Genomic DNA, 19,753 nt, shown 5'->3' with positions numbered 1-19,753 from the left:
GGCTCCTTGTGGGGTGTCAGCGGCCGAGTTCGTCATCGAGGATCGCAAAGAGTTGGCTTTCGCTGGCGGCCTCGAGGTCGTCGTCGAGGTGTTCGGAATCGGTGAGGTCGGCCGGCGGAAGGGCGGCGAGCAGGCGGTGAATGCGGGCCCGCAGCACCGATTTGTCGTCGGAACTCCAGCTGGGCGCGCCGAGCAGGGCCTGCAGTTCGCGGGTGATGTCGTTGACACGCCCCATCAGGTCCGGCTGCTGATCGTCGCCGGACGCACCGGTCAGTTGGGTATCCAGGTGCGCGGCCAGCACCGTGGGCGTCGGATAGTCGAAGATCAGCGTCGGCGAAAGGGTAAGTCCCGTAGCATTTTTGAGCCGGTTACGCAGTTCGACCGCGGTCAGCGAATCGAAGCCGAGCTCCTGGAATGCGCGGCCGGCGTCGATGTCCGCCGGATTGGGCACGCCCAACACCATCGCCGCGTTGCCGCAGACCAGGTCGACCAGCTCGCGCTGTCGCGCCTCGGGACTCAGGCCGTGCAGGCGCGCCGACAGCCCGGTGGTCGACACCGTGACGTCGGTGTCGTCGATGACGCGCCGCGTCGGGCCGGTCACGAGTTCGCGCAGCAGCGGCGGCAGTGCGGCAATGTTGTCGGACAAGGCGGCCCGGTCCACCCGGGCGGCCACCAGCACAGGGCTGTCGACCAGCATCGCGGCGTCGAACGCCGCCAGCGCCTGCGCGGTGGACAACGGCGCCAGGCCGATCCTGCTCATCCGGGCCTTGTCCCGATCCCCGAGGTGCGCGGTCATCGCCGAGGCCTGTTCCCACAGACCCCAGGCCAGCGACAGGCCGGGAAGCCCGTGGGCGCGCCGCTCCGCGGCCAGCCCGTCGAGGAAACTGTTGGCCGCCGCATAGTTGGCCTGACCCGGGGTTCCCACGATCCCGGCCATCGACGAAAACACCACGAACGCAGACAAATCCAGGTGCCGGGTCAGCTCGTGCAGATTCCAGGCCCCGTCGACCTTGGCGCGCAATACCGCGTCCACCCGATCCGGCGTCAGCGAGGAGATCAACCCGTCGTCGAGAATGCCCGCGGCGTGGACGACTCCACGCAGCGGGTACTGCGCCGGTACCTCGGCCAGCATCGCCGATGCCGCCTCGCGATCGGCGACGTCACAGGCCACCACCGACACCTGCGCGCCGGCCTCTTGCAACGCGGCCACCAGGTCGGCGACCCCGGCGGCCTGGTTGCCGGACCGGCTGACCAGCACCACGTGCGCCACCCGGTAGCGGTCGACGAGATGGCGGGCCAGCGCCGAACCCGCCATCCCGGTGCCGCCGGTGATCACCACCGTGGACCCCGCCAGCCCACCGCCGCACCCGCTGAGCACCTCGCCGGGCCCCGACGGGATGGTCAGCGCGACCTTGCCGATGTGGCGTGCCTGGCTGACGTACCGATAGGCCGCCGAGGCGCACCGGACGTCAAAGGTCTTCAGCGGCAACGGTTTCAAGACCCCGTCCGTCAACAACCCCACGATCTCGGCCAGCATGGCCGCGGTCCGGTCGGCCCCGGCCTCCATCAGGTCGAACGCTTGATATCGGGCGCCCCGATACTGTTCGGCGACGGCATCCGGATCGCGCACGTCGGTCTTGCCCATCTCGATGAATCGACCCCCGGGAGCCAGCAGCCGTAACGACGCGTCGGTGAACTCGCCGGCCAGGGAATTGAGCACCACGTCGAACCCGGCCCCGCCGGTGGCCGCGATGAACTCAGCGAATCTCGGCTCGAACTCGGTCGTGCGCGAATCGCCGATGTGGTCGTCGTCGAACCCCATCGCGCGCAGGATGTCCCACTTGCCGCGGCTGGCGGTGACGAACACCTCGGCGCCCCAGTGCCGCGCCAGCTGCACCGCGGCCATGCCCACCCCGCCGGTGGCGGTGTGCACCAGGACCCGCTCGCCGGCGCGCACCCCACCGAGCACCGACAGCCCGTACAGCGCCGTCAGGAACACCACCGGCACGCCGGCGGCCGCAACCAACGACAGCCCCGGCGGCACCGGTGTCACCGCCCGCTGATCCACCACCGCTTCGGAACCGACGACGCCCAGCAACCCCATCACCGCGTCGCCGACGGCCAGGCCGGTCACGTCGGGCCCCACCTCGACGACCACGCCGGAGCCCTCGGCGCCCAGCCGGCCCCCGCCGGGATAGATCCGCAGCGCCACCAGGACATCGCGGAAGTTGACCCCGACCGCGGCGACCGCCACCCGCACCTGCCCGGCGGTCAATTCGGCTGGCGGGCAAGGGCTCACGACCAGATCCTCCAGCGTGCCCTCACCGCCGGCGTCCAACCGCCAGCCCGCCGGCGGCAACTCGATCGCCGAGCCGGTGCGCACCGGTCGCAGCCGCGCCGCATAAGCAACACCCTGACGGATCACCACCTGCGGCTCGCCACAATCGATGACCGCGTTGGCGTCGACGGAGCCGTCGGAGTCGATCAGCACCATCCGGCCCGGATGCTCGGCCTGCGCCGACCGCACCAGGCCCCACACCGCCGCGCCCGCCAGGTGCGCAACGTCTTCACCCGCAAGGGCGACCGCCCCCCGGGTCTGCACGGCCAGCACCCCGGCGCTGTCGTCGCGCAACCAGGACTGCAGCACCGCCAATGTCTCGGTGGTCGCGGCGTGCACAGACTTGACCACGTCGCCGCCGTGATCGCCCAGCTCCCACACCGTGACGTCGGCGCTGCCGTCGCCCAGCGCGATCGGCGACCACGTCACGTCCAGCAATCCCTCGGCGACAGAGCGCCGTGCGGGGGCCGCCGCAAGCTGTTCGGCCGCGACCGGGCGCATGGCCAACGATCGCACCGAGAGCACCGGCAGCCCGGTCCCGTCGGCCAATTCCACCGAGACCGCCCCGGGGCCGGCCGGCGCGATCCGCACCCGCGCCCGCAAAGCACCCGATGCGTGCAGCGACACACCTTGCCAGGAGAACGGCAAGACCGTCTGATCGTGCTCGGCGGCGACGCCGATCGCGTGCAGCGCGGCATCCAGCAGCACCGGATGCATGCCGAATCCGCCGTCCTGGGCGGCGGCGTCGTCGGGCACGGCGACTTCGGCGAAGATCTCGTCCCCACGCTGCCACATCGCCCGCAGACCCCGGAAGGCGCCGCCGTATTCGTAGCCCCGCTCCGCCAGCCGCACGTAAGCGTCGGTGACGTCGACCGCGGTCGCCCCGACGGGCGGCCAGATCGAGAAGTCCGCGGCCGGTGTCACCGCGCCCGGCCGCAACAGGCCCTCGGCATGCAACACCCACTCCGAATCCTGCTGCCCGCCAGCCGAGTACACCGACAACCGGCGGAGTCCGGATTCATCGGGTGCGCCGACCACCAGCTGCACCCGCACCGCCTCGCCCGCGGGCAGCAGCAACGGAGCCGACACAGTCAGCTCCTCGAGCACCCCGCATCCGACCTCATCGCCCGCGCGGATGGCCAACTCGACGAATCCCGCAGCCGGGAACAACACCGTCTCGCCCACCGCATGATCGGCCAGCCAGGGGTGGGCGGCCGTCGACAACCGGCCGGTCAGCACCACACCACCGGAGTCGGGCCGCGGCACCACCGCACCGAGTAGACCGTGCTCGGCACCGGCCAGCCCCAGCGTGGCGACATCGTGCAATCCCGTCGACCCGACCGGAAGCCAAAAGTGTTGCCGGACAAACCCGTATGTCGGCAGGTCGACGCGCCGGCCACCGCGGGCGGCCAGCGCGGCGCGCCAGTCCACAGCCACGCCCGCGACGTAGGCCTGGGCGGCCGAGAGCCAGAACCGGTCCAGGCCGCCGTCGTCGCGGCCCAGCGACGGGATAACGCAGGCGTGCTCGCTGTCGGGCATCGTTTCTTCGATGGCGGCCATCAGCACGGGATGCGGGCTCGATTCGATGTACACCCGATAGCCCGCGTCGCACGCGCTGCGCACCGCTCGCTCGAATTGCACGGTGTGCCGAATGCTTTGGAACCAGTAGTCGGCGTTCAACCCCGTGGTGTCCATCGGCTCGCCGGTGACGGTGGAGAAGAAGGCGACCGCGGACGACCGCGGCGCCAGGCCGTGCAGCGCGTCGGCGAGGGGCTCGCGAATCGCGTCTACCTGCGCGGAATGCGAGGCGTAGTCGACGTCGATTCTGCGGGCCCGGATGCCGTCGGCGTCGCACCGTCGCATCAGTTCCGCCAGCGCGTCCACCTCGCCGGACACCACCACCGCCGAAACACCGTTGACCGTGGCGATATTCAGTCGCTCGCCCCAGGCGGCGATGAGCTGCTCGGCGCGCGGCAGGCTGCAGGCCAACGAGACCATGCCGCCGCGGCCGGACAACCGCACCAGCAGCCGGCTGCGCAGCGCGACCACCCGGGCGGCGTCTTCCAGCGACAGGGCCCCCGCCACATAGGCCGCCGCGATTTCGCCCTGCGAATGACCGATCACCGCGTCGGGCAGCACGCCCACCGAGCGCCACAATTCGGCCAGCGACACCATCACCGCCCACAGCGCCGGCTGCACCACGTCCACCCGGTCCAATCCGGGAGCCCCCGGCACACCGCGGATGACGTCGATCAGCGACCAGTCGACGAATTCGGCGAGCGCCTTTTCGCAGCGTTGCAGGTTATCGGCGAACACCGTTGAACTGTCCAGCAATTGGGCGCCCATGCCGGCCCATTGCGAGCCCTGGCCGGGAAACACGAACACCGTCTTGCCCACCGGTTGTGCCCGGCCCACCACCAGGCCCGCGCCCTGCTCACCGGCCGCCAGCGCCGCCAGTCCCCGCAACAACTGCGCGCCGTCGGCGCCGACGACCACCGCCCGGTGCTCGAAGCGCGACCGCGTCGAGACCAGCGACCAGCCCACGTCCAGCACTCGCACGCCCGGATCGGCCTTCACGCGGGCCAGCAGCCGCGCCGCCTGGTTCGCCAGCGCCGGCCCCGAGCGGGCCGAGAGCACCCACGGCACCACCACGTCATCACCTGGGCGCGAGGCGGTTTCCGGCTCCGGGGAGTACTGCTCCACGATGACGTGCGCGTTGGTGCCGCTGATGCCGAACGACGAGACACCCGCGCGACGCGGCCGGTCCACCGCCGGCCAGGGCCGCTGGTCGGTCAGCAGCGAAACCGCGCCGGCCGACCAATCCACGTGCGGCGTCGGCTCATCCACGTGCAGCGTCTTGGGCATCACCCCGTGGCGGACCGCCTGCACCATCTTGATCACCCCGCCCACCCCCGCGGCGGCCGAGGTATGACCCATGTTCGATTTGATCGAGCCCAGCCACAGCGGCCGATCCGCCGGCCGGTCCTGCCCGTAGGTCGCCAAAACCGCTTGGGCCTCAATGGGATCGCCGAGCATGGTGCCCGTCCCGTGCCCTTCGACCAGATCGACGTCGGCCGTGCCCAGCCGCGCGTTGGCCAGCGCCGCCCGGATCACCCGTTGCTGCGACGGCCCGTTGGGCGTCGCCAGCCCGTTGGACGCGCCGTCCTGATTCACCGCGGACCCGCGCACCACCGCGAGCACGGGATGCCTGTGCCGCCGGGCATCGGCCAGCCGTTCCAGCACCAATACCCCGACGCCTTCGGAGAACCCGGTGCCGTCGGCGGCGCCCGCGTAAGCCTTGCACCGACCGTCGGCGGCCAGCGCGCGCTGCCGGCTGAACTCGATGAACATCGCCGGCGTGGCCATCACCGTCACGCCGCCGGCCAGCGCCAGATCGCACTCGCCGGACCGCAACGACTGCGCCGCCAGGTGCAGGGCCACCAACGACGACGAACACGCCGTGTCCACCGAGACGGCCGGGCCCTCGAAACCCAGCGAATAGGCCACCCGGCCCGAGGCCACGCTGAGCGTCGAGCCGCGCAGGCCGTATCGCTCCAGGTGTCCCGGCACCCGGCCCTGCCCCCCGTAGGAGCCGTGGAATATCCCGGCGAACACACCGGTCGGCGAGCCGCGCAGGGTGGCGGGGTCAATCCCGGCCCGCTCCAACGCCTCCCAGGACACCTCGAGCAGCAAGCGCTGCTGCGGGTCCATCGCCAGCGCCTCGCTGGGGGCGATCCCGAAAAACGCGGCGTCGAAATCGGCGACATCCGAGAGGAACCCGCCGCACCGCGCGTACGACTTGCCCACCGCGTCGGGATCCGCGTCGAACAGACCCGTCAGGTCCCAGCCGCGGTCCGCGGGAAACTCCGAGACCACATCGCGGCCGTCAACCACCATCTGCCACAACGCCTCTGGCGAGTTCACACCGCCCGGGTAGCGGCAGCCCATGCCGACCACCGCCACCGGTTCGGTCGCCGCGGCAAGGTACTGGCGGTTCTCGCGCTTGAGCCGCTCGTTTTCCTTCAGGGATTGGCGAAGAGCGTTGATCAGCTCTTCTGTGTTGCCGTTCATCGAACGCGGCCTCTCGTGTTACTCACAGCGCTACTTCCGCTTCCGCAAAATTCAAGCCCAAAAAGCGACGCTTTACGATAGGGACGGAAGTGCACGGGCGAGGATCAATGCCAACGCAACAGCACCAGCTCGGAACAGAATCCCGGACCCATCGCGAGCATCAGACCGGGGCTTCCACTCGGCGGCGGCTTGGCCATGGTGTCGCGCAGCACATGCAACACCGACGCCGACGAGAGGTTGCCGATCTCGCCGAGCGAACGCCAGGTGAGTTCGAGCGCCTCGGGCGGCAGGCTGAGCGCCGCGTTGATCGCCTCGATGACCTTGGGGCCACCCGGGTGGCTGACGAAGGCGCCGATGTCGGCCGTGGTCAAGCCGTGCGCTCCGAGGAACTGGGTGACGTCCGCTTCGAGGTATTGCTCGACGACGGCCGCGACGTCCTTGGACAGCACCAGCTCGAAGCCGGTGGCGCCCACGTCGAAGCCCATGGTGCGCAGCGAGTCCGGGTACAGATGGCTGCGCGAGTCGAGGATGCTGGGCCCGCCGGCCGCCAGCTGTTCGGCGCGTCGCTCGCCGACGGCCACCACCGCCGCGGCCCCGTCGGCGAACAGGGCACTGCCGACCAGCCCGGCCAGCGATGGCTTGTATCCCGGATAGGTCAGCGAGCACAGTTCGACGGAGATCAGGGCGGCCACGGCGTCCGGTGCGCCGCGCAGGTAGTCGTTCACCCGGGCCACCCCGGCGGCGCCGGCCACACAGCCCAGCCCGAACAGCGGCACCCGTCGGACGTCGTCGCGCAGGCCGAGCTGCGCGGCGATCCGGGCGTCCACCGACGGCACGGCGAGCCCGGTGACGGTGGTGGTGATGAGCACGTCGACGTCGTGCGGCCGCAGTCCCGCCTCGTCGAGCGCGCCGGACAGGGCTTCGCACCCCAGCTTCACGGCGTGCTCGGCGAAGATCCGGTTCGCCATGCCGAAGTCGGTCAGCGCGGAATAGTGCTCGAGCGGCAGCACCAGGTGACGGCTGCCGACCTTGGCGCTGGCGTGCAGCTGGCGGACGATGTCCTCGTAGCCCTCGAACTCCGGGATGCTGACGAAGAAGTCGGTGAGCTCACGCTGGGAGTATCGGTGCGGCGGTAGCGCACCGAAGACGCCGGCGACGACGCTCATTGTTCTCCCACCCCTTGGTGACGAGGACCCGGCGCGAAATGTTCAACCGGATCTCTTTGAGGCCGAAGTCTAGTCTGCTTGTCACGGCCCGTCAGGGAAACCAAGCTCATCTCAACCGTCGCCGCGCAGCTGGCTTTTGAGCCTATCGGCGCTGGCCAGGACGGTTTCGATCTGCTCGGCGACCCGAACCGGCGCGGTGCCGCCACGCGCGTCACGCGAGGACACCGAGCCCTCGATCGTCAAAACCTCACGGACTTCCGGCGTGAGATCGGGGCTGATCGCGGCCAATTCGTCGTCGGTCAGCTCGTCGAGTCCGACGGCCCGCTGCTCGGCGGCGCGCACCGCGGCCCCGGCGGCCTCGTGCGCCGACCGGAACGGCACCCCCTGGCGCACCAGCCATTCGGCGATATCGGTGGCCAGCGTGTAGCCGGCCGGAGCCAGCGCGGCCATCCGGTCGACGTCGAACGTCAGGCTGCCCACCAGCCCGGCCATCGCGGGCAGCACCAGCTCCAGCTGGGCGACCGAATCGAACACCGGTTCCTTGTCTTCCTGCAGGTCACGGTTGTAGGCCAGCGGCTGGGCCTTCAGCGTGGCCAGCAGGCCGGCAAGGTTCCCGATCAGGCGGCCGGACTTGCCGCGCGCCAGCTCGGCGATGTCGGGGTTCTTCTTCTGCGGCATGATCGAGCTGCCGGTCGACCACGAATCGTGCAGGGTGACGTAGCCGAATTCCGTCGAGCTCCACAGGATGATGTCCTCGGCCAGCCGGGACAGGTCGACCCCGATCATGGCGAACACGAAGGCGGCCTCCGCCGCGAAATCCCGGGATGCGGTCGCGTCGATGGAGTTGTCGGCGGCGGCGGCGAAACCCAGCTCCGCGGCGATCGCGTCGGGGTCCAGGCCCAGCGACGACCCGGCCAGCGCCCCCGAGCCGTACGGGGAGACCGCGGCGCGCCTATCGAAGTCGACGATCCGGTCGACGTCGCGCAGCAGCGGATGGGCGTGCGCCAGCAGATGGTGGGCCAGCAGCACCGGCTGGGCGGACTGCATGTGGGTCTTGCCCGGCATGATGGCGCCGGGGTGGGCGGCGGCCTGGGCGGCCAGCGCGCCGACGACGTCGAGCGCCCCGGCGGCGACCCGCCGCACCGCGTCGCGCAGCCACATCCGGAACAGGGTGGCCACCTGGTCGTTACGCGACCGCCCGGCCCGCAGCCGCCCGCCCAGGTCGGCGCCGACCCGGTCGATCAGTCCGCGTTCCAGCGCCCCGTGCACGTCCTCGTCGGTGACCAGCGGCGAGAAGCTGCCGTCGGCGACGTCGGAGGCCAGTTGGTCCAGGCCGGCCAGCAGCCCGTCGCGCTGCTCCTCGTCGAGCAACCCGGCGCGGAACAGGATCACGGTATGGGCCCGCGAGGCGACGATGTCGTAGGGGGCCAGCACCCAGTCGAAGTGGGTGGACTTGCTCAGCGCGACCAGCGCATCCGACGGGCCGTCGGCGAACCGCCCGCCCCACAAGGACCCCTCGCGAGTGCTCACGCTTCGGCCGGGCCCTCTACGGTCTGGTCGCGGCGGGAGGCGATCTTGGACGACAACCCGTGCACGTAGACGAAACCCTTTGCGGCCGACTGGTCGAAGCTGTCGCCCTCGTCGTAGGTGGCCAGGTTGAAGTCGTACAGGGATTCCGCGCTGCGCCGGCCGTTGACCGCAATGTGGCCGCCGTGCAACACCATTCGCACCTCACCGGTCACGTGCTCCTGGGTCTTGGCGACGAAGGTCTCCAGGGCCTCCCTGAGCGGTGAATACCACAGCCCGTCGTACACCAGCTCGGCCCACCGCTGGTCGGTGTGCCGCTTGAACCGGCCCAGTTCCCGCTCCAGCGTGACGTGTTCAAGTTCAGTGTGCGCGGTGATGAGCACCATCGCGCCGGGCGCCTCGTAGATCTCGCGGCTCTTGATGCCGACCAGCCGGTCCTCGACGACGTCGAGCCGGCCCACACCCTGGGCGCCCGCCCGGGTGTTGAGTTCCTCGATGGCAGCCAGCACCGACACCGACTTGCCGTCGATCGTCACCGGCACGCCGCGCTCGAACCCGACGATCACCTCGTCGGGAGTGCTCCAGTTCAGCGTGGGGTCCTCGGTATAGGCGTAGACGTCCTTGGTGGGGGCATTCCAAAGGTGTTCCAGGAAGCCGGTTTCCACCGCGCGGCCCCAGACGTTCTGGTCGATGGAGAACGGCGAACGCTTGGTCACGTTGATCGGGATGGCGTTTTCCTCGGCGAACGCGATCGCCTTCTCCCGCGTCCAGGCGTAGTCGCGGACCGGCGCCAGCACCTCGAGATCGGGCGCCAGCGAACCGAATCCGACCTCGAACCGGACCTGGTCGTTGCCCTTGCCGGTGCAGCCGTGCGCGACGATGGTGCCGCCGTGCTCGCGGGCAGCCGCCACCAGGTGCTTGACGATCAGCGGCCGGCTGATCGCCGACACCAGCGGGTAACGATCCATGTAGAGGGCGTTGGACAGGATGGTGGGCAGACAGTAGCCCTCGGCGAACTCGTCGCGGGCATCGACGACGACGGCTTCCACCGCGCCGCAGTCCAGGGCCCGCTGGCGAATGACCTCCATGTCTTCGCCGCCCTGGCCGAGGTCGATCGCCACCGCTACGACCTCACGGCCGGTCTCCTTGCCGATCCAGCTGATGGCCACCGAGGTGTCCAGACCGCCGGAATACGCCAGGATGACGCGTTCTGACATGAACCAATCTCCTTTAGTTGAAACGCTTACGTGAGTTTTTCCAGGGTGCTGGCCAACTCGGCGCCGGTCATCGGCTCGCGAGCGGCCACGAAGACGGTGTCATCGCCGGCGATGGTGCCGACGACGTACGGTAGCGCCGCGCGGTCGATCGCGCTGGCCAGATAGTTGGCGCCGCCGGGCGGGGTGCGCAGCACCGCGAGGTTGGCGCTGGCGTCGGCGGACACCAGCAGTTCGCCCAGCAGCCGGGACAGCCGGGCCGTGCCGCCCGACACCCCACGCACCGGGCTGCCGTCCTCGGGAACGATGTAGACCCCGACGCCCCCGTCGGCGCCGCGCAGCTTCACCGCACCCAGTTCTTCAAGGTCGCGCGAGAGCGTGGCCTGGGTGACGTCGATGCCCTCACCGGCCAGCCGTGCCGCCAGCTCGCTCTGGCTGCTGATCGACGCCGACGACAGGATCGCTACGATGCGGTCCTGGCGCCCGGCCCGGGTGGTTTCGGGCGTGGCCTTCGAGCGGGTCATCGCGACCGCTCCAGTAACCACACCAGCAGCGCTTTTTGGGCGTGCAACCGGTTTTCGGCCTCATCAAAGACCACGCTGGCCGGCCCGTCCATCACCTCGTCGGTGATCTCGTCGCCGCGGTGAGCCGGAAGACAGTGCAGCACAATGCCTTCCGGGTCGGCCAGGGACAGCAGGCGGGCGTTGATCTGGTAGGGCCGGAATGGGGTGAGGCGGTCCAGCCCGTCGTCCTCCTGCCCCATCGACGTCCAGGTGTCGGTGACCAGGACGTCGGCGCCGCGCGCGGCGGCGTCGGCGTCGGCGGTGACGGTGACCGAGGCGCCGGTGTCCTCGGCGCGCCGCCGGGCCGCGGTCACAAACGCCTCGGCGGGCGCGAAGCCGTCCGGGGCGGCGATGGTGACGTGGATGCCGGCGGTGACCCCACCGAGCATCAGCGAGTGGGCCATGTTGTTGGCGCCGTCGCCGAAATAGGCCATCCGCAAGCCGGTGAGCGCCCCCTTGCGCTCGGCGATGGTCTGCAGATCGGCGAGCACCTGGCAGGGATGGAATTCGTCGGACAGCGCGTTGACCACCGGCACCGTCGCCGTCGCGGCCATCGCTTCGAGGCGTTCCTGCCCGAAGGTCCGCCAGACGATGGCCTCGACGTAGCGCGACAGCACCCGCGCGGTGTCCTCCAGCGTTTCGTCGCGCCCCAGCTGGGTGCTGCGGGCGTCGACGACGACGGCGTGCCCGCCGAGCTGGGCGATGCCCACCTCGAACGAGAACCGGGTGCGGGTGGAGTTCTTGTCGAACAGGACCGCGACCCCGCGCGGGCCCTCCAGCGGGCGGGCGCGCAGCGGGTCCTTCTTCAGCTCGGCGGCCAGCTGCAGCACCTCGGCCTGCTCGGCGGGCGACAGGTCGTCGTCGCGCAGGAAATGGCGCGTCATGCCGCGACCCCGGCTGCTTCGTCGAGGATGCCCGGCAGGGCCGCAATGAAGGTATCGACCTGGGCTTCGGTGATGATCAGCGGCGGCGCCAGCCGGATGACGTCGGGTGCGGCCGCGTTCACCAGGAACCCCGCCCGGCGGGCCGCCGCCTCGGCGTCCTTGGCGCGCGGCGCGGTGAGCGCCACGCCGCAGAGCAGCCCGCGGCCGCGCACGTGATCGATCAGCGGGTGGGCGAGCGCCTCGATGCCGTGCCGCAGCGACTTGCCCAGCACCTCGGCGTGACGAACCAGGTTCTCCTCGGCGAGCACCCGCAGCACCGCGAGGGCCGCCGCGGCGCAGATCGGGTTGCCGCCGAACGTGCTGCCGTGCAGGCCGGGTGTCATCAGGTCGGCGGCCGGGCCGATGGCCAGGCAGGCGCCGATCGGCAGGCCGCCGCCCAGCCCCTTGGCCATGGTCACCACGTCCGGGGTGATGCCGTCATGCTGGTGGGCGAAAAACGTTCCGGTGCGGCCCATTCCGGTCTGCACCTCGTCGAGCACCAGCAGCGTGCCGTGCCGCGCGGTGATGTCGCGCGCGGCGGCCAGGTATCCCTCGGGCGGGACGACGACGCCGCTCTCCCCCATGATCGGTTCCAGAAAAACGGCGGCGGTGGCGTCATCGACCGCGGCGGCCAGGGCGGCGGTGTCGCCGTAGGGCACGTGCGTGACCTCGCCGGGCAGCGGCGCGAACGGCGCCTGCTTGCTCGGCTGACCGGTCAGCGCCAGCGAGCCCATGGTCCGCCCATGGAAAGCCTCTTGTGCGGCAACGAGTTTAGTGCGCCCGGTGAGCCGCGACAGCTTGAATGCCACCTCGTTGGCCTCGGTCCCGGAGTTGCAGAAGAACACCCGCGCCGGGGAATCGGCGCCCAGCAGGCTCACCAGTTCCTCGGCCAGCGCGAGGCCCGGTTCGGTGGCATACAGGTTGGAGGTGTGGCCCAGCGTCGACATCTGGTGGGTGACGGCCTCGATGATCGCGGGGTGGCGGTGGCCCAGGATGTTGACCGCGATGCCGCCGAGCAGGTCGAGGTAGGCCTTCCCGTCCACGTCGTTGACCACGGCGCCGTCGCCGCCGGCCAGGGCCATCGCGGGGGTGCCGTAGTTGTTCATCATCACGGCTTCCCACCGCCGCTTGACGTCATCCGTATTGGTCACGCGCTCACCACCTTGGTGCCGGTGCCCTCGTCGGTGAAAAGCTCGACCAGGACACAATGTTCGACCCGCCCGTCGATGACGTGCGCGCTGGGCACGCCCGCGGTCACGGCCCGCAGACAGGCTTCGACTTTGGGAATCATGCCCGCCTCCAGCGTGGGTAGCAGTTGCGACAAGGTGGCCGTGTCGATTTCGCTGACCAGCGAACCGCGGTCCGGCCAGCTGGTGTACAGGCCTTCGACATCGGTGAGCATCAACAGCTTCTCGGCGCGCAGCGCCTCGGCCAGCGCCGCGGCGGCAGTGTCGGCGTTGATGTTGTGCACCACGCCTTCGGCGTCCGGCGCCAACGTCGACACCACCGGAATGCGCCGCGCGGCAATCAGATCCAGGACCGCCGCGGTGTTCACCCGTTCGACGTCTCCCACCAGGCCGATGTCGGTGGCCACGCCGTCCACGGTGACGCTGCGCCGCACGGCGGTGAACAGCTGGGCGTCCTCGCCGGTGATGCCGACGGCGTAGGGTCCGTGCGCGTTGATCAGGTTGACCAGTTCGCGGCCGACCTGACCGAACAACACCATGCGCGCCACGTCGAGCACTTCCGGTGTGGTGACTCGGAATCCGCCCTTGAAGTCGCCCGGGATGCCGAGCCGGCGCAGCATCGCGGTGATCTGCGGGCCGCCGCCGTGCACGACGACGGGATGGACGCCGCAGTTACGCAGAAACGCCATGTCGGAGGCGAAGGCGTGCCGCAGCGTGTCGTCGGTCATGGCGTTGCCGCCGTACTTGATCACGACGATCTTGCCGTGCAGCTGCTTGAGCCAGGGCAGGGCTTCGGCGAGCACCTGCGCCTTGAGCGGGGTGGACAACCCCTCGGTGGCGGGCCTCATGAGCTGTAGGCCGAATTCTCTTCGACGTAGCCGTGCGACAGGTCGGTGGTCCGGACGGTGGCCCGGCCGTCGCCGAGCCGCAGATCGACCGCGATGTCGATGTCGGCCCCCGAGAGGTCCACCTCGCGCGCGCCCGCGGCTCCGGCACCGTCGACGAAGACCGCAAAACCGTTGAACGACACCGTGATCCGGTCGGGATCCAGGGCGATGGGCGCCATGCCGACGGCGGCGAGCACCCGGCCCCAGTTAGGGTCCGAGCCGAACACCGCCGTCTTGACCAGGGAGTCGCGGGCGATCGTCCGCGCGGCGACCAGCGCGTCGTCCTCGCAGGCCGCCCCCTGCACGGTGACGTTGACGCGCTTGGTGACGCCCTCGGCGTCGGCTTGCAGCTGGGCGCACAGGTCGTCGCACACCCGCAGCACCGCGTCGTCGAGGTCATCCTGGCTGGGCGCGATCCCGCTGGCCCCCGAACCCAGCAGCAGCACCGTGTCGTTGGTCGAGCAGGCGCCGTCGATGTCGAGCCGGTCGAAGGTGCGGGCGGTGGCGCGGCGCAGCGCCGAGTCCAACGCCGCCGCGTCGACGGCCGCGTCGGTGGTGAGCACGCAGAGCATCGTTGCCAGCGACGGCGCGAGCATGCCCGCGCCCTTGGCCATCCCGCCGACCGTCCAGTTGCCCGGATGGTGCAGCGCAACCTGTTTGGGCACGGTGTCGGTGGTCATGATCGCCTGCGCCGCCTCGTCGCCGCCGGACAGGCCACCGGCCATGTCCTGCACGATCGCGCGCACCCCTGCGAGCACCCTGTCCATCGGCAGCCGGTCACCGATCAGCCCGGTGGAGCACACCGCGACCTCGATGGCGCCGGTCTCGGTGCCCCAGTCCGACAGCGCGGCCGCGACGGCCTCGGCGGTGGCGTGGGTGTCCTGGAATCCGACCGGTCCGGTGCAGGCGTTGGCGCCGCCGGAGTTGAGGATCACTGCACGCAGCGCGCCGGTGGTCAGCACCTGCTGGCTCCACAGCACCGGCGCGGCTTTGACCTTGTTGCGGGTGAACACCCCGGCCGCGGCGTAGTCGGGTCCTTCGTTGAAAACCAGCGCCAGGTCGCGATTGCCCGAGGTTTTGATGCCGGCGGCGATGCCGGCGGCCCGGAATCCGGCCGGCGCCGTGACGCCCTGTTCGCGCAGCAACCGCGCTTGCGCGCCGGCGCGCGTCATGGCGCCACCCCGATCACCGAAAGGCCTTCTGTCTCCGGCCAGCCCAGCGCCAGGTTCATCGACTGCACGGCGGCGCCCGCGGTTCCCTTGACCAGGTTGTCGATCGCCGCGATCGCGACGAACGTGCTCGCCGCCTCGTCCACCGCGACGGCGATGTGTGCCGCGTTGCTGCCGATCACCGCCCCGGTGCGGGGCAGCTGCCCCTCGGGCAGCAGATAGATGAAAGGCTCTGTATGGTAAGCCTTTTCGTAGGCTTCCCGCAGCTGCGACAGCGGCGCCCGGGTGTGCGCGGTGCAGGTGGCCAGTATGCCGCGGGACGTCGGGATGAGCACCGGGGTGAACGACACGGTGACGTCGCGGCCGGTGACGGCGCCCAGGCCCTGGGCGATTTCGGGAGTGTGCCGGTGTGCCCCGGCGATGTTGTAGGCCCGCGCCGAGCCGATGACCTCCGAGCCCAGCAGGTCGGTCTTGGCGGCGCGGCCGGCCCCGGAGGTACCGCTGACGGCGACGACGGTGACGGCGGGCTCGATGAGGTCCTCGGCCACCGCGGGCAGCAACGCCAGCAGCGCCGCGGTCGGGTAGCAGCCCGGCACCGCGATCCGGCGGGCGCCGCGCAGCCGCTCGCGAGCGCCGGGCAGCTCGGGCAGCCCGTAGGGCCAGCTGCCGGCGTGCGGGGATCCGTAGAACCGCTCCCACGCGGCGGCGTCGGTGAGCCGGAAGTCGGCGCCGCAGTCGATGATCAGGGTGTCGGGGCCGAGCTGTTCGGCCAGCGCGGCCGAATGACCGTGCGGCAGGGCCAGGAACACCACGTCGTGGCCTGCGAGCACGTCGAGCTCGGTCGGCTCGACCACGCGCTGGGCCAGCGGCGTCAGGTGTGGGTGGTGCTCGCCGAGCGCGCTGCCGACGCTGGCGGCGGCTGTCACCGCGCCGATCGTGAGGCGCCCGTGCGCGCAGGCCGGGTGCCCGAGCAGCAGGCGCAGGATTTCACCGCCGGCGTAGCCGCTGGCACCGGCAACCGCCACCTTCATTCCGTCGGCCATTCCGCCGATTCTGCATGGTTATGCAGTGCTTTGCAAATCCATTCCACTAGGCGCGCAGCTCCGCGCCGACCGCCTCGGCGGCACGGCGGACCGCGGCGTCGCGAGCCGCGGTGGCGTCGTCCTCGGTGAGCGTGCGGTCCGGCGCCCGGAACCGCAGCGCGAAGGTCAGCGATTTGCGGTCCTCGCCGATCTGCGGGCCGGTGAACACGTCGAACAGCTGCAGGTTTTCGAGCAACTCCCCCGCACCCTCGCGGACGGCATCGGCCACCGCCTGAGCCGGAATGTCTGCGGCGACCACCAAACTGACGTCCTGGAAGACGGCCGGGAACGGCGACACCCGGGGCGCGGGCAGCGCCGCGGGTATGGGCAGCGCGTCGAGGTTGAGCTCGACGGCGCAGGTGCCCTTGGGCAGCCCGGAGCGCTCGATCACCGCGGGATGCAGCTGGCCGGCGTAGCCCACCGGGGTGTCGCCGACGAGGACTTCGGCGCACCGCCCCGGATGCCACGGCAGGTATTGCGCCGCCCGCAACCGCACGTCGATTCCGCTGGCGCGGGCGATGACGCGCACCGCCTCGAACGCGTCGGCGGCTTCGGCCCGGCGGCCGGGGCCCCAGGGCCCGCGGTGTTCACGCATGCCGCTCAGCACCGCCGCAACGTGTTGCGGTTGCCGTGGCAGTGACGCGTCGAGCACGGCGATCTCGTCGTCGGTGGGCCGGCGGTGCACGGGAATGAGCTCCACCGCGCGGGTGTGCTCCGTCGGCTGGACCACCTGCGCCAGCGCATACAGCGAGACGTCGACCAGACCGCGAGAGACGTTGCGCACCAGAGCTTCCAGCAACGCGGGGAGCAGCGTGGTGGCCAGCTGCGGACGGTCGGCCTCCAGCGGGTTGAGCACATTGGTGGTGGCGCGCCGCGGGTCGTCGGCCGGCAGGCCCCACAGGTCGAACACGCCCGCGGGCAGAAACGGGGTCGGCAGGATCTCGACGTAGCCGGACTGGGCCAGCGACCTGCCGATGGCGCGGCGGCGCTTCTGCACGGCGGACAGACCCCGGCCGGCGGGCGCCGCCGGCAACACAGACGGGATGGCCTGAAGCCCCTCGAGCCGCAGCACCTCTTCGACGAGGTCGGCGGGCTGCACCAGGTCGGGCCGCCAGCTGGGCGGGGTCACCGTCAGCGTGTCTCCACGCTCCGCCACCCCGGCGCCGATCTGGACGAGCCGCTTGGCGGTGGTGCCCGGGGCATAGCCCACCCCGGCGAGGCGATCCGGCAGGTCGACGGCGATGTCGATGGGCGGGAGTGACCAGTCATCGCGCGGCGGGTCGCCGCGCCAGTCGGTCAGACCGTCGGAGACCACCCCGCCGGCGATGTCGGCGAGGAGGGCGGCGCAGCGGTCCAGCGCGGCCACCGAGATGGCCGGATCGACTCCCCGTTCGTAGCGGCGGGCGGCTTCGCTGGGCAGGTGCAGTCTGCGCTGGGTGCGCGAGACCGCGGCGGGGTCCCAGACGGCGGCCTCGAGCAGCACGTCGGTCGAGTCGGCACGCACCTCGGTGCTCGCCGCGCCCATCACGCCGCCGATCGCGGTGGTCGCCGCGTCGTCGACGATGAGGACGTCGGCCGGCTCGAGCCTGCGCTCGATGTCGTCGAGGGTGACCACGGTCTCGCCGGGCCGGGCGAATCGCACGCCGAAGCTTCCCGTGATGCGGTTGCGGTCGTGGGCGTGCATGGGGTGACCGAGCTCGAGCATCACGTAGTTGGTCACGTCGACCGCCGGGGAGGTCGCGCGGATGCCGGACAACAGCAGCCGGCGCTGCAGCCACCACGGCGACACCGCCGCGGAGTCGATGCCGGTGACCGGGCGCAGCGCGAATCGCCGCACGCCGGTGTCGGGCTGCACGGTCAGCGGCCAGGCCTCGCCGTCGACCGGCAACGGTTTCACGTCCGCCGGGTCGACGTAATCCAGGTCGTAGGCGCAGGCGATCTCGCGGGCCAGGCCCCGCAGCGACATGCAGTAGCCGCGGTCCGGCGTGATCGCCAGGTGGAAGACCACGTCGTCGAGTCCGAGTACCGCGGCGCCGTCGGCTCCAGGGGCGGCGGTGCCCGGCGGCAGCACCAGGATCCCGGAGTGGTCGGCGCCCAAGCCGAGTTCTGCCGCCGAGCAGATCATGCCGTCGGAGTTGCGGCCGTAGGTCTTGCGGGCCGCGATGGTGAAGTTTCCGGGCAGCGTGGCGCCGGGCAGCGCCGCCACGATGAGGTCTCCGACGGCGAAGTTGGTCGCGCCGCAAACGATCTCGCGGTCTTTTCCGTCGCCGACGTCGACGTGGCAGAACCGGATCGGCTTTTTGAAGCCGCTGAGTTCTTCGATGGCGGTGACCCGGCCCACCTTCAGCGGACCCTCGACCGGGCCCAGGGTGGTGACCTCTTCGACCTCGTGGCCGATGCGCACCAGCGCCTGCTCGAGTTCGTCGGGGGTGACGTCCCAGTCCGGCGCGCCGGCCGCCACGATCTCACGTAGCCAGCTGTACGGAACGCGCATCAGGCACCCACCCCGAACGGCAGCGAGAACCGGATGTCGCCCTCGACCATGTCGCGCATGTCCGGAATCCCGTTGCGGAACTGCAGCGTTCGTTCCAGCCCCATGCCGAATGCGAAGCCGGAGTGGACGTCTGGGTCAATCCCCGCGGCGCGTAACACGTTTGGATGCACCATGCCGCAGCCACCCCACTCCACCCAGCCGGCACCGCCCTTCTTGCCGACGAACCACACGTCGACCTCGGCGGACGGCTCGGTGAACGGGAAGAAATGCGGACGGATCCGGGTGCGCGCCTCGGGGCCGAACTCGGCGCGCGCGAACGCGTCCAGCGTTCCCCGCAGATGGGCCATGGTCAGGCCGCGGTCCACCGCCAAACCCTCGACCTGATGGAAGACCGGCGTGTGGGTGGAGTCGAGTTCGTCGGTGCGAAACGTGCGGCCGATCGAGATGACGTAGACGGGCAGCTCGCGCGCGAGCAGGGTGCGCACCTGCACCGGCGAGGTGTGGGTACGCAGCAGTTGCCGGGAATCGTCGGGTGCGACGTAGAAGGTGTCCTGTTCGCTGCGCGCGGGGTGGTCGGCCGGGAAGTTGAGCGCGTCGAAGTTGAACTGCTCGGTCTCGACCTCGGGCCCCTCCGCCAGTTCCCAGCCCATGGCGATGAAGGTGTCGGCGATGTGTTCGGCCAGGATCGTGATCGGGTGCCGCGCGCCGATCGGCTGCCGGGTCGAGGGCAGCGTGACGTCGATGCCTTCGGCCACCAGCACGGCGGCGTCGCGGTCGGCGCGCAGCACCGCGAGCCGTTCGTCGTAGCCCTGCTGGGCTTCGGTGCGGGCCGCGTTGACCCGCTTCCCGGCATCGGCACGCTCGTCCTTGGGGACGCCGCCCAGCGCCTGGCGCGCCAGCGCCAGCGGTGAGCGGTCGCCGAGGTGCTCGGTCTTGACCCGCGCCAGTGCGTCGAGGTCGCCGGCCCGCGTGAAGGCCTCCCGGGCGGTGCTGACCGCTTGGGCCAGGGCTTCCGGCGACAGGTCCACGGGTTGATCACCCACGCGGCGACACTCTCCTTGCTGAGGGTTGGCTGCACTTGCCCAGCGGCAAGTGCTGATCATAGTGATTCGGCGCGTGGGGCCCGGCGGGC

Annotated in this window: 11 protein-coding genes and 1 pseudogene; all 12 read right to left on the bottom strand. The window is 70.8% G+C overall.

Annotated elements, in window-relative coordinates:
• Positions 1–16 precede the first annotated feature (16 nt).
• On the bottom strand, positions 17–6,409 hold the full coding sequence (locus G6N50_RS04445) for a type I polyketide synthase (RefSeq protein ID WP_083094049.1): 6,393 nt from the start codon (positions 6,407–6,409) through the stop codon (positions 17–19).
• Between the two features lie 104 nt (positions 6,410–6,513).
• Positions 6,514–7,575, bottom strand: a complete 1,062-nt coding sequence (locus G6N50_RS04440) for a type III polyketide synthase (protein WP_083094050.1) — start codon at positions 7,573–7,575, stop codon at positions 6,514–6,516.
• Between the two features lie 111 nt (positions 7,576–7,686).
• Complete coding sequence (argH, locus tag G6N50_RS04435; RefSeq protein WP_083094051.1) at positions 7,687–9,105, bottom strand: argininosuccinate lyase; 1,419 nt, start codon at positions 9,103–9,105, stop codon at positions 7,687–7,689.
• Positions 9,102–10,319, bottom strand: coding sequence for an argininosuccinate synthase (locus tag G6N50_RS04430; RefSeq protein ID WP_083094052.1), 1,218 nt, complete (start codon positions 10,317–10,319; stop codon positions 9,102–9,104). The genes argH and G6N50_RS04430 overlap by 4 nt, the downstream gene beginning before the upstream one ends.
• A gap of 26 nt (positions 10,320–10,345) precedes the next feature.
• Positions 10,346–10,840 (bottom strand): arginine repressor, encoded by a 495-nt coding sequence (locus G6N50_RS04425; protein WP_083094053.1) that lies wholly within the window; start codon positions 10,838–10,840, stop codon positions 10,346–10,348.
• The gene (gene argF / locus G6N50_RS04420; RefSeq protein ID WP_083094054.1) at positions 10,837–11,763 is read right to left on the bottom strand and encodes an ornithine carbamoyltransferase; all 927 of its coding nucleotides are present in this window, start codon (positions 11,761–11,763) and stop codon (positions 10,837–10,839) included. The genes G6N50_RS04425 and argF overlap by 4 nt, the downstream gene beginning before the upstream one ends.
• Positions 11,760–12,953 (bottom strand): acetylornithine transaminase, encoded by a 1,194-nt coding sequence (locus G6N50_RS04415; RefSeq protein WP_083094055.1) that lies wholly within the window; start codon positions 12,951–12,953, stop codon positions 11,760–11,762. The genes argF and G6N50_RS04415 overlap by 4 nt, the downstream gene beginning before the upstream one ends.
• Entirely contained in the window at positions 12,950–13,837 is an 888-nt protein-coding gene (gene argB / locus G6N50_RS04410) for an acetylglutamate kinase (protein WP_083094056.1), read from the bottom strand. The genes G6N50_RS04415 and argB overlap by 4 nt, the downstream gene beginning before the upstream one ends.
• Positions 13,834–15,048, bottom strand: a complete 1,215-nt coding sequence (gene argJ / locus G6N50_RS04405; protein ID WP_083094057.1) for a bifunctional glutamate N-acetyltransferase/amino-acid acetyltransferase ArgJ — start codon at positions 15,046–15,048, stop codon at positions 13,834–13,836. The genes argB and argJ overlap by 4 nt, the downstream gene beginning before the upstream one ends.
• Positions 15,045–16,104: pseudogene (gene argC / locus G6N50_RS04400) on the bottom strand (N-acetyl-gamma-glutamyl-phosphate reductase). Before argC ends, argJ begins: the two are co-directional and overlap by 4 nt.
• A gap of 30 nt (positions 16,105–16,134) precedes the next feature.
• The gene (gene pheT / locus G6N50_RS04395) at positions 16,135–18,621 is read right to left on the bottom strand and encodes a phenylalanine--tRNA ligase subunit beta (protein WP_083094059.1); all 2,487 of its coding nucleotides are present in this window, start codon (positions 18,619–18,621) and stop codon (positions 16,135–16,137) included.
• The gene (pheS, locus tag G6N50_RS04390) at positions 18,621–19,664 is read right to left on the bottom strand and encodes a phenylalanine--tRNA ligase subunit alpha (protein WP_083094060.1); all 1,044 of its coding nucleotides are present in this window, start codon (positions 19,662–19,664) and stop codon (positions 18,621–18,623) included. Before pheS ends, pheT begins: the two co-directional genes overlap by 1 nt.
• Between the last annotated feature and the right edge of the window lie 89 nt (positions 19,665–19,753).

It is taken from the genome of Mycobacterium mantenii, assembly GCF_010731775.1.
GTDB lineage: Bacteria > Actinomycetota > Actinomycetes > Mycobacteriales > Mycobacteriaceae > Mycobacterium > Mycobacterium mantenii.
Note: the sequence above shows the minus strand (reverse complement) of the source record. Positions and strands in the feature narration are given on the sequence as shown.

What these genes read in the sequence shown, in the direction of transcription:
- G6N50_RS04445 (WP_083094049.1), bottom strand. Translation starts at nt 6,409, where the DNA reads ATGAACGGCAACACAGAAGAGCTGATCAACGCTCTTCGCCAATCCCTG.
- G6N50_RS04440 (WP_083094050.1), bottom strand. Translation starts at nt 7,575, where the DNA reads ATGAGCGTCGTCGCCGGCGTCTTCGGTGCGCTACCGCCGCACCGATAC.
- G6N50_RS04430 (WP_083094052.1), bottom strand. Translation starts at nt 10,319, where the DNA reads ATGTCAGAACGCGTCATCCTGGCGTATTCCGGCGGTCTGGACACCTCG.
- G6N50_RS04425 (WP_083094053.1), bottom strand. Translation starts at nt 10,840, where the DNA reads ATGACCCGCTCGAAGGCCACGCCCGAAACCACCCGGGCCGGGCGCCAG.
- argF (WP_083094054.1), bottom strand. Translation starts at nt 11,763, where the DNA reads ATGACGCGCCATTTCCTGCGCGACGACGACCTGTCGCCCGCCGAGCAG.
- argB (WP_083094056.1), bottom strand. Translation starts at nt 13,837, where the DNA reads ATGAGGCCCGCCACCGAGGGGTTGTCCACCCCGCTCAAGGCGCAGGTG.
- argJ (WP_083094057.1), bottom strand. Translation starts at nt 15,048, where the DNA reads ATGACGCGCGCCGGCGCGCAAGCGCGGTTGCTGCGCGAACAGGGCGTC.
- pheT (WP_083094059.1), bottom strand. Translation starts at nt 18,621, where the DNA reads ATGCGCGTTCCGTACAGCTGGCTACGTGAGATCGTGGCGGCCGGCGCG.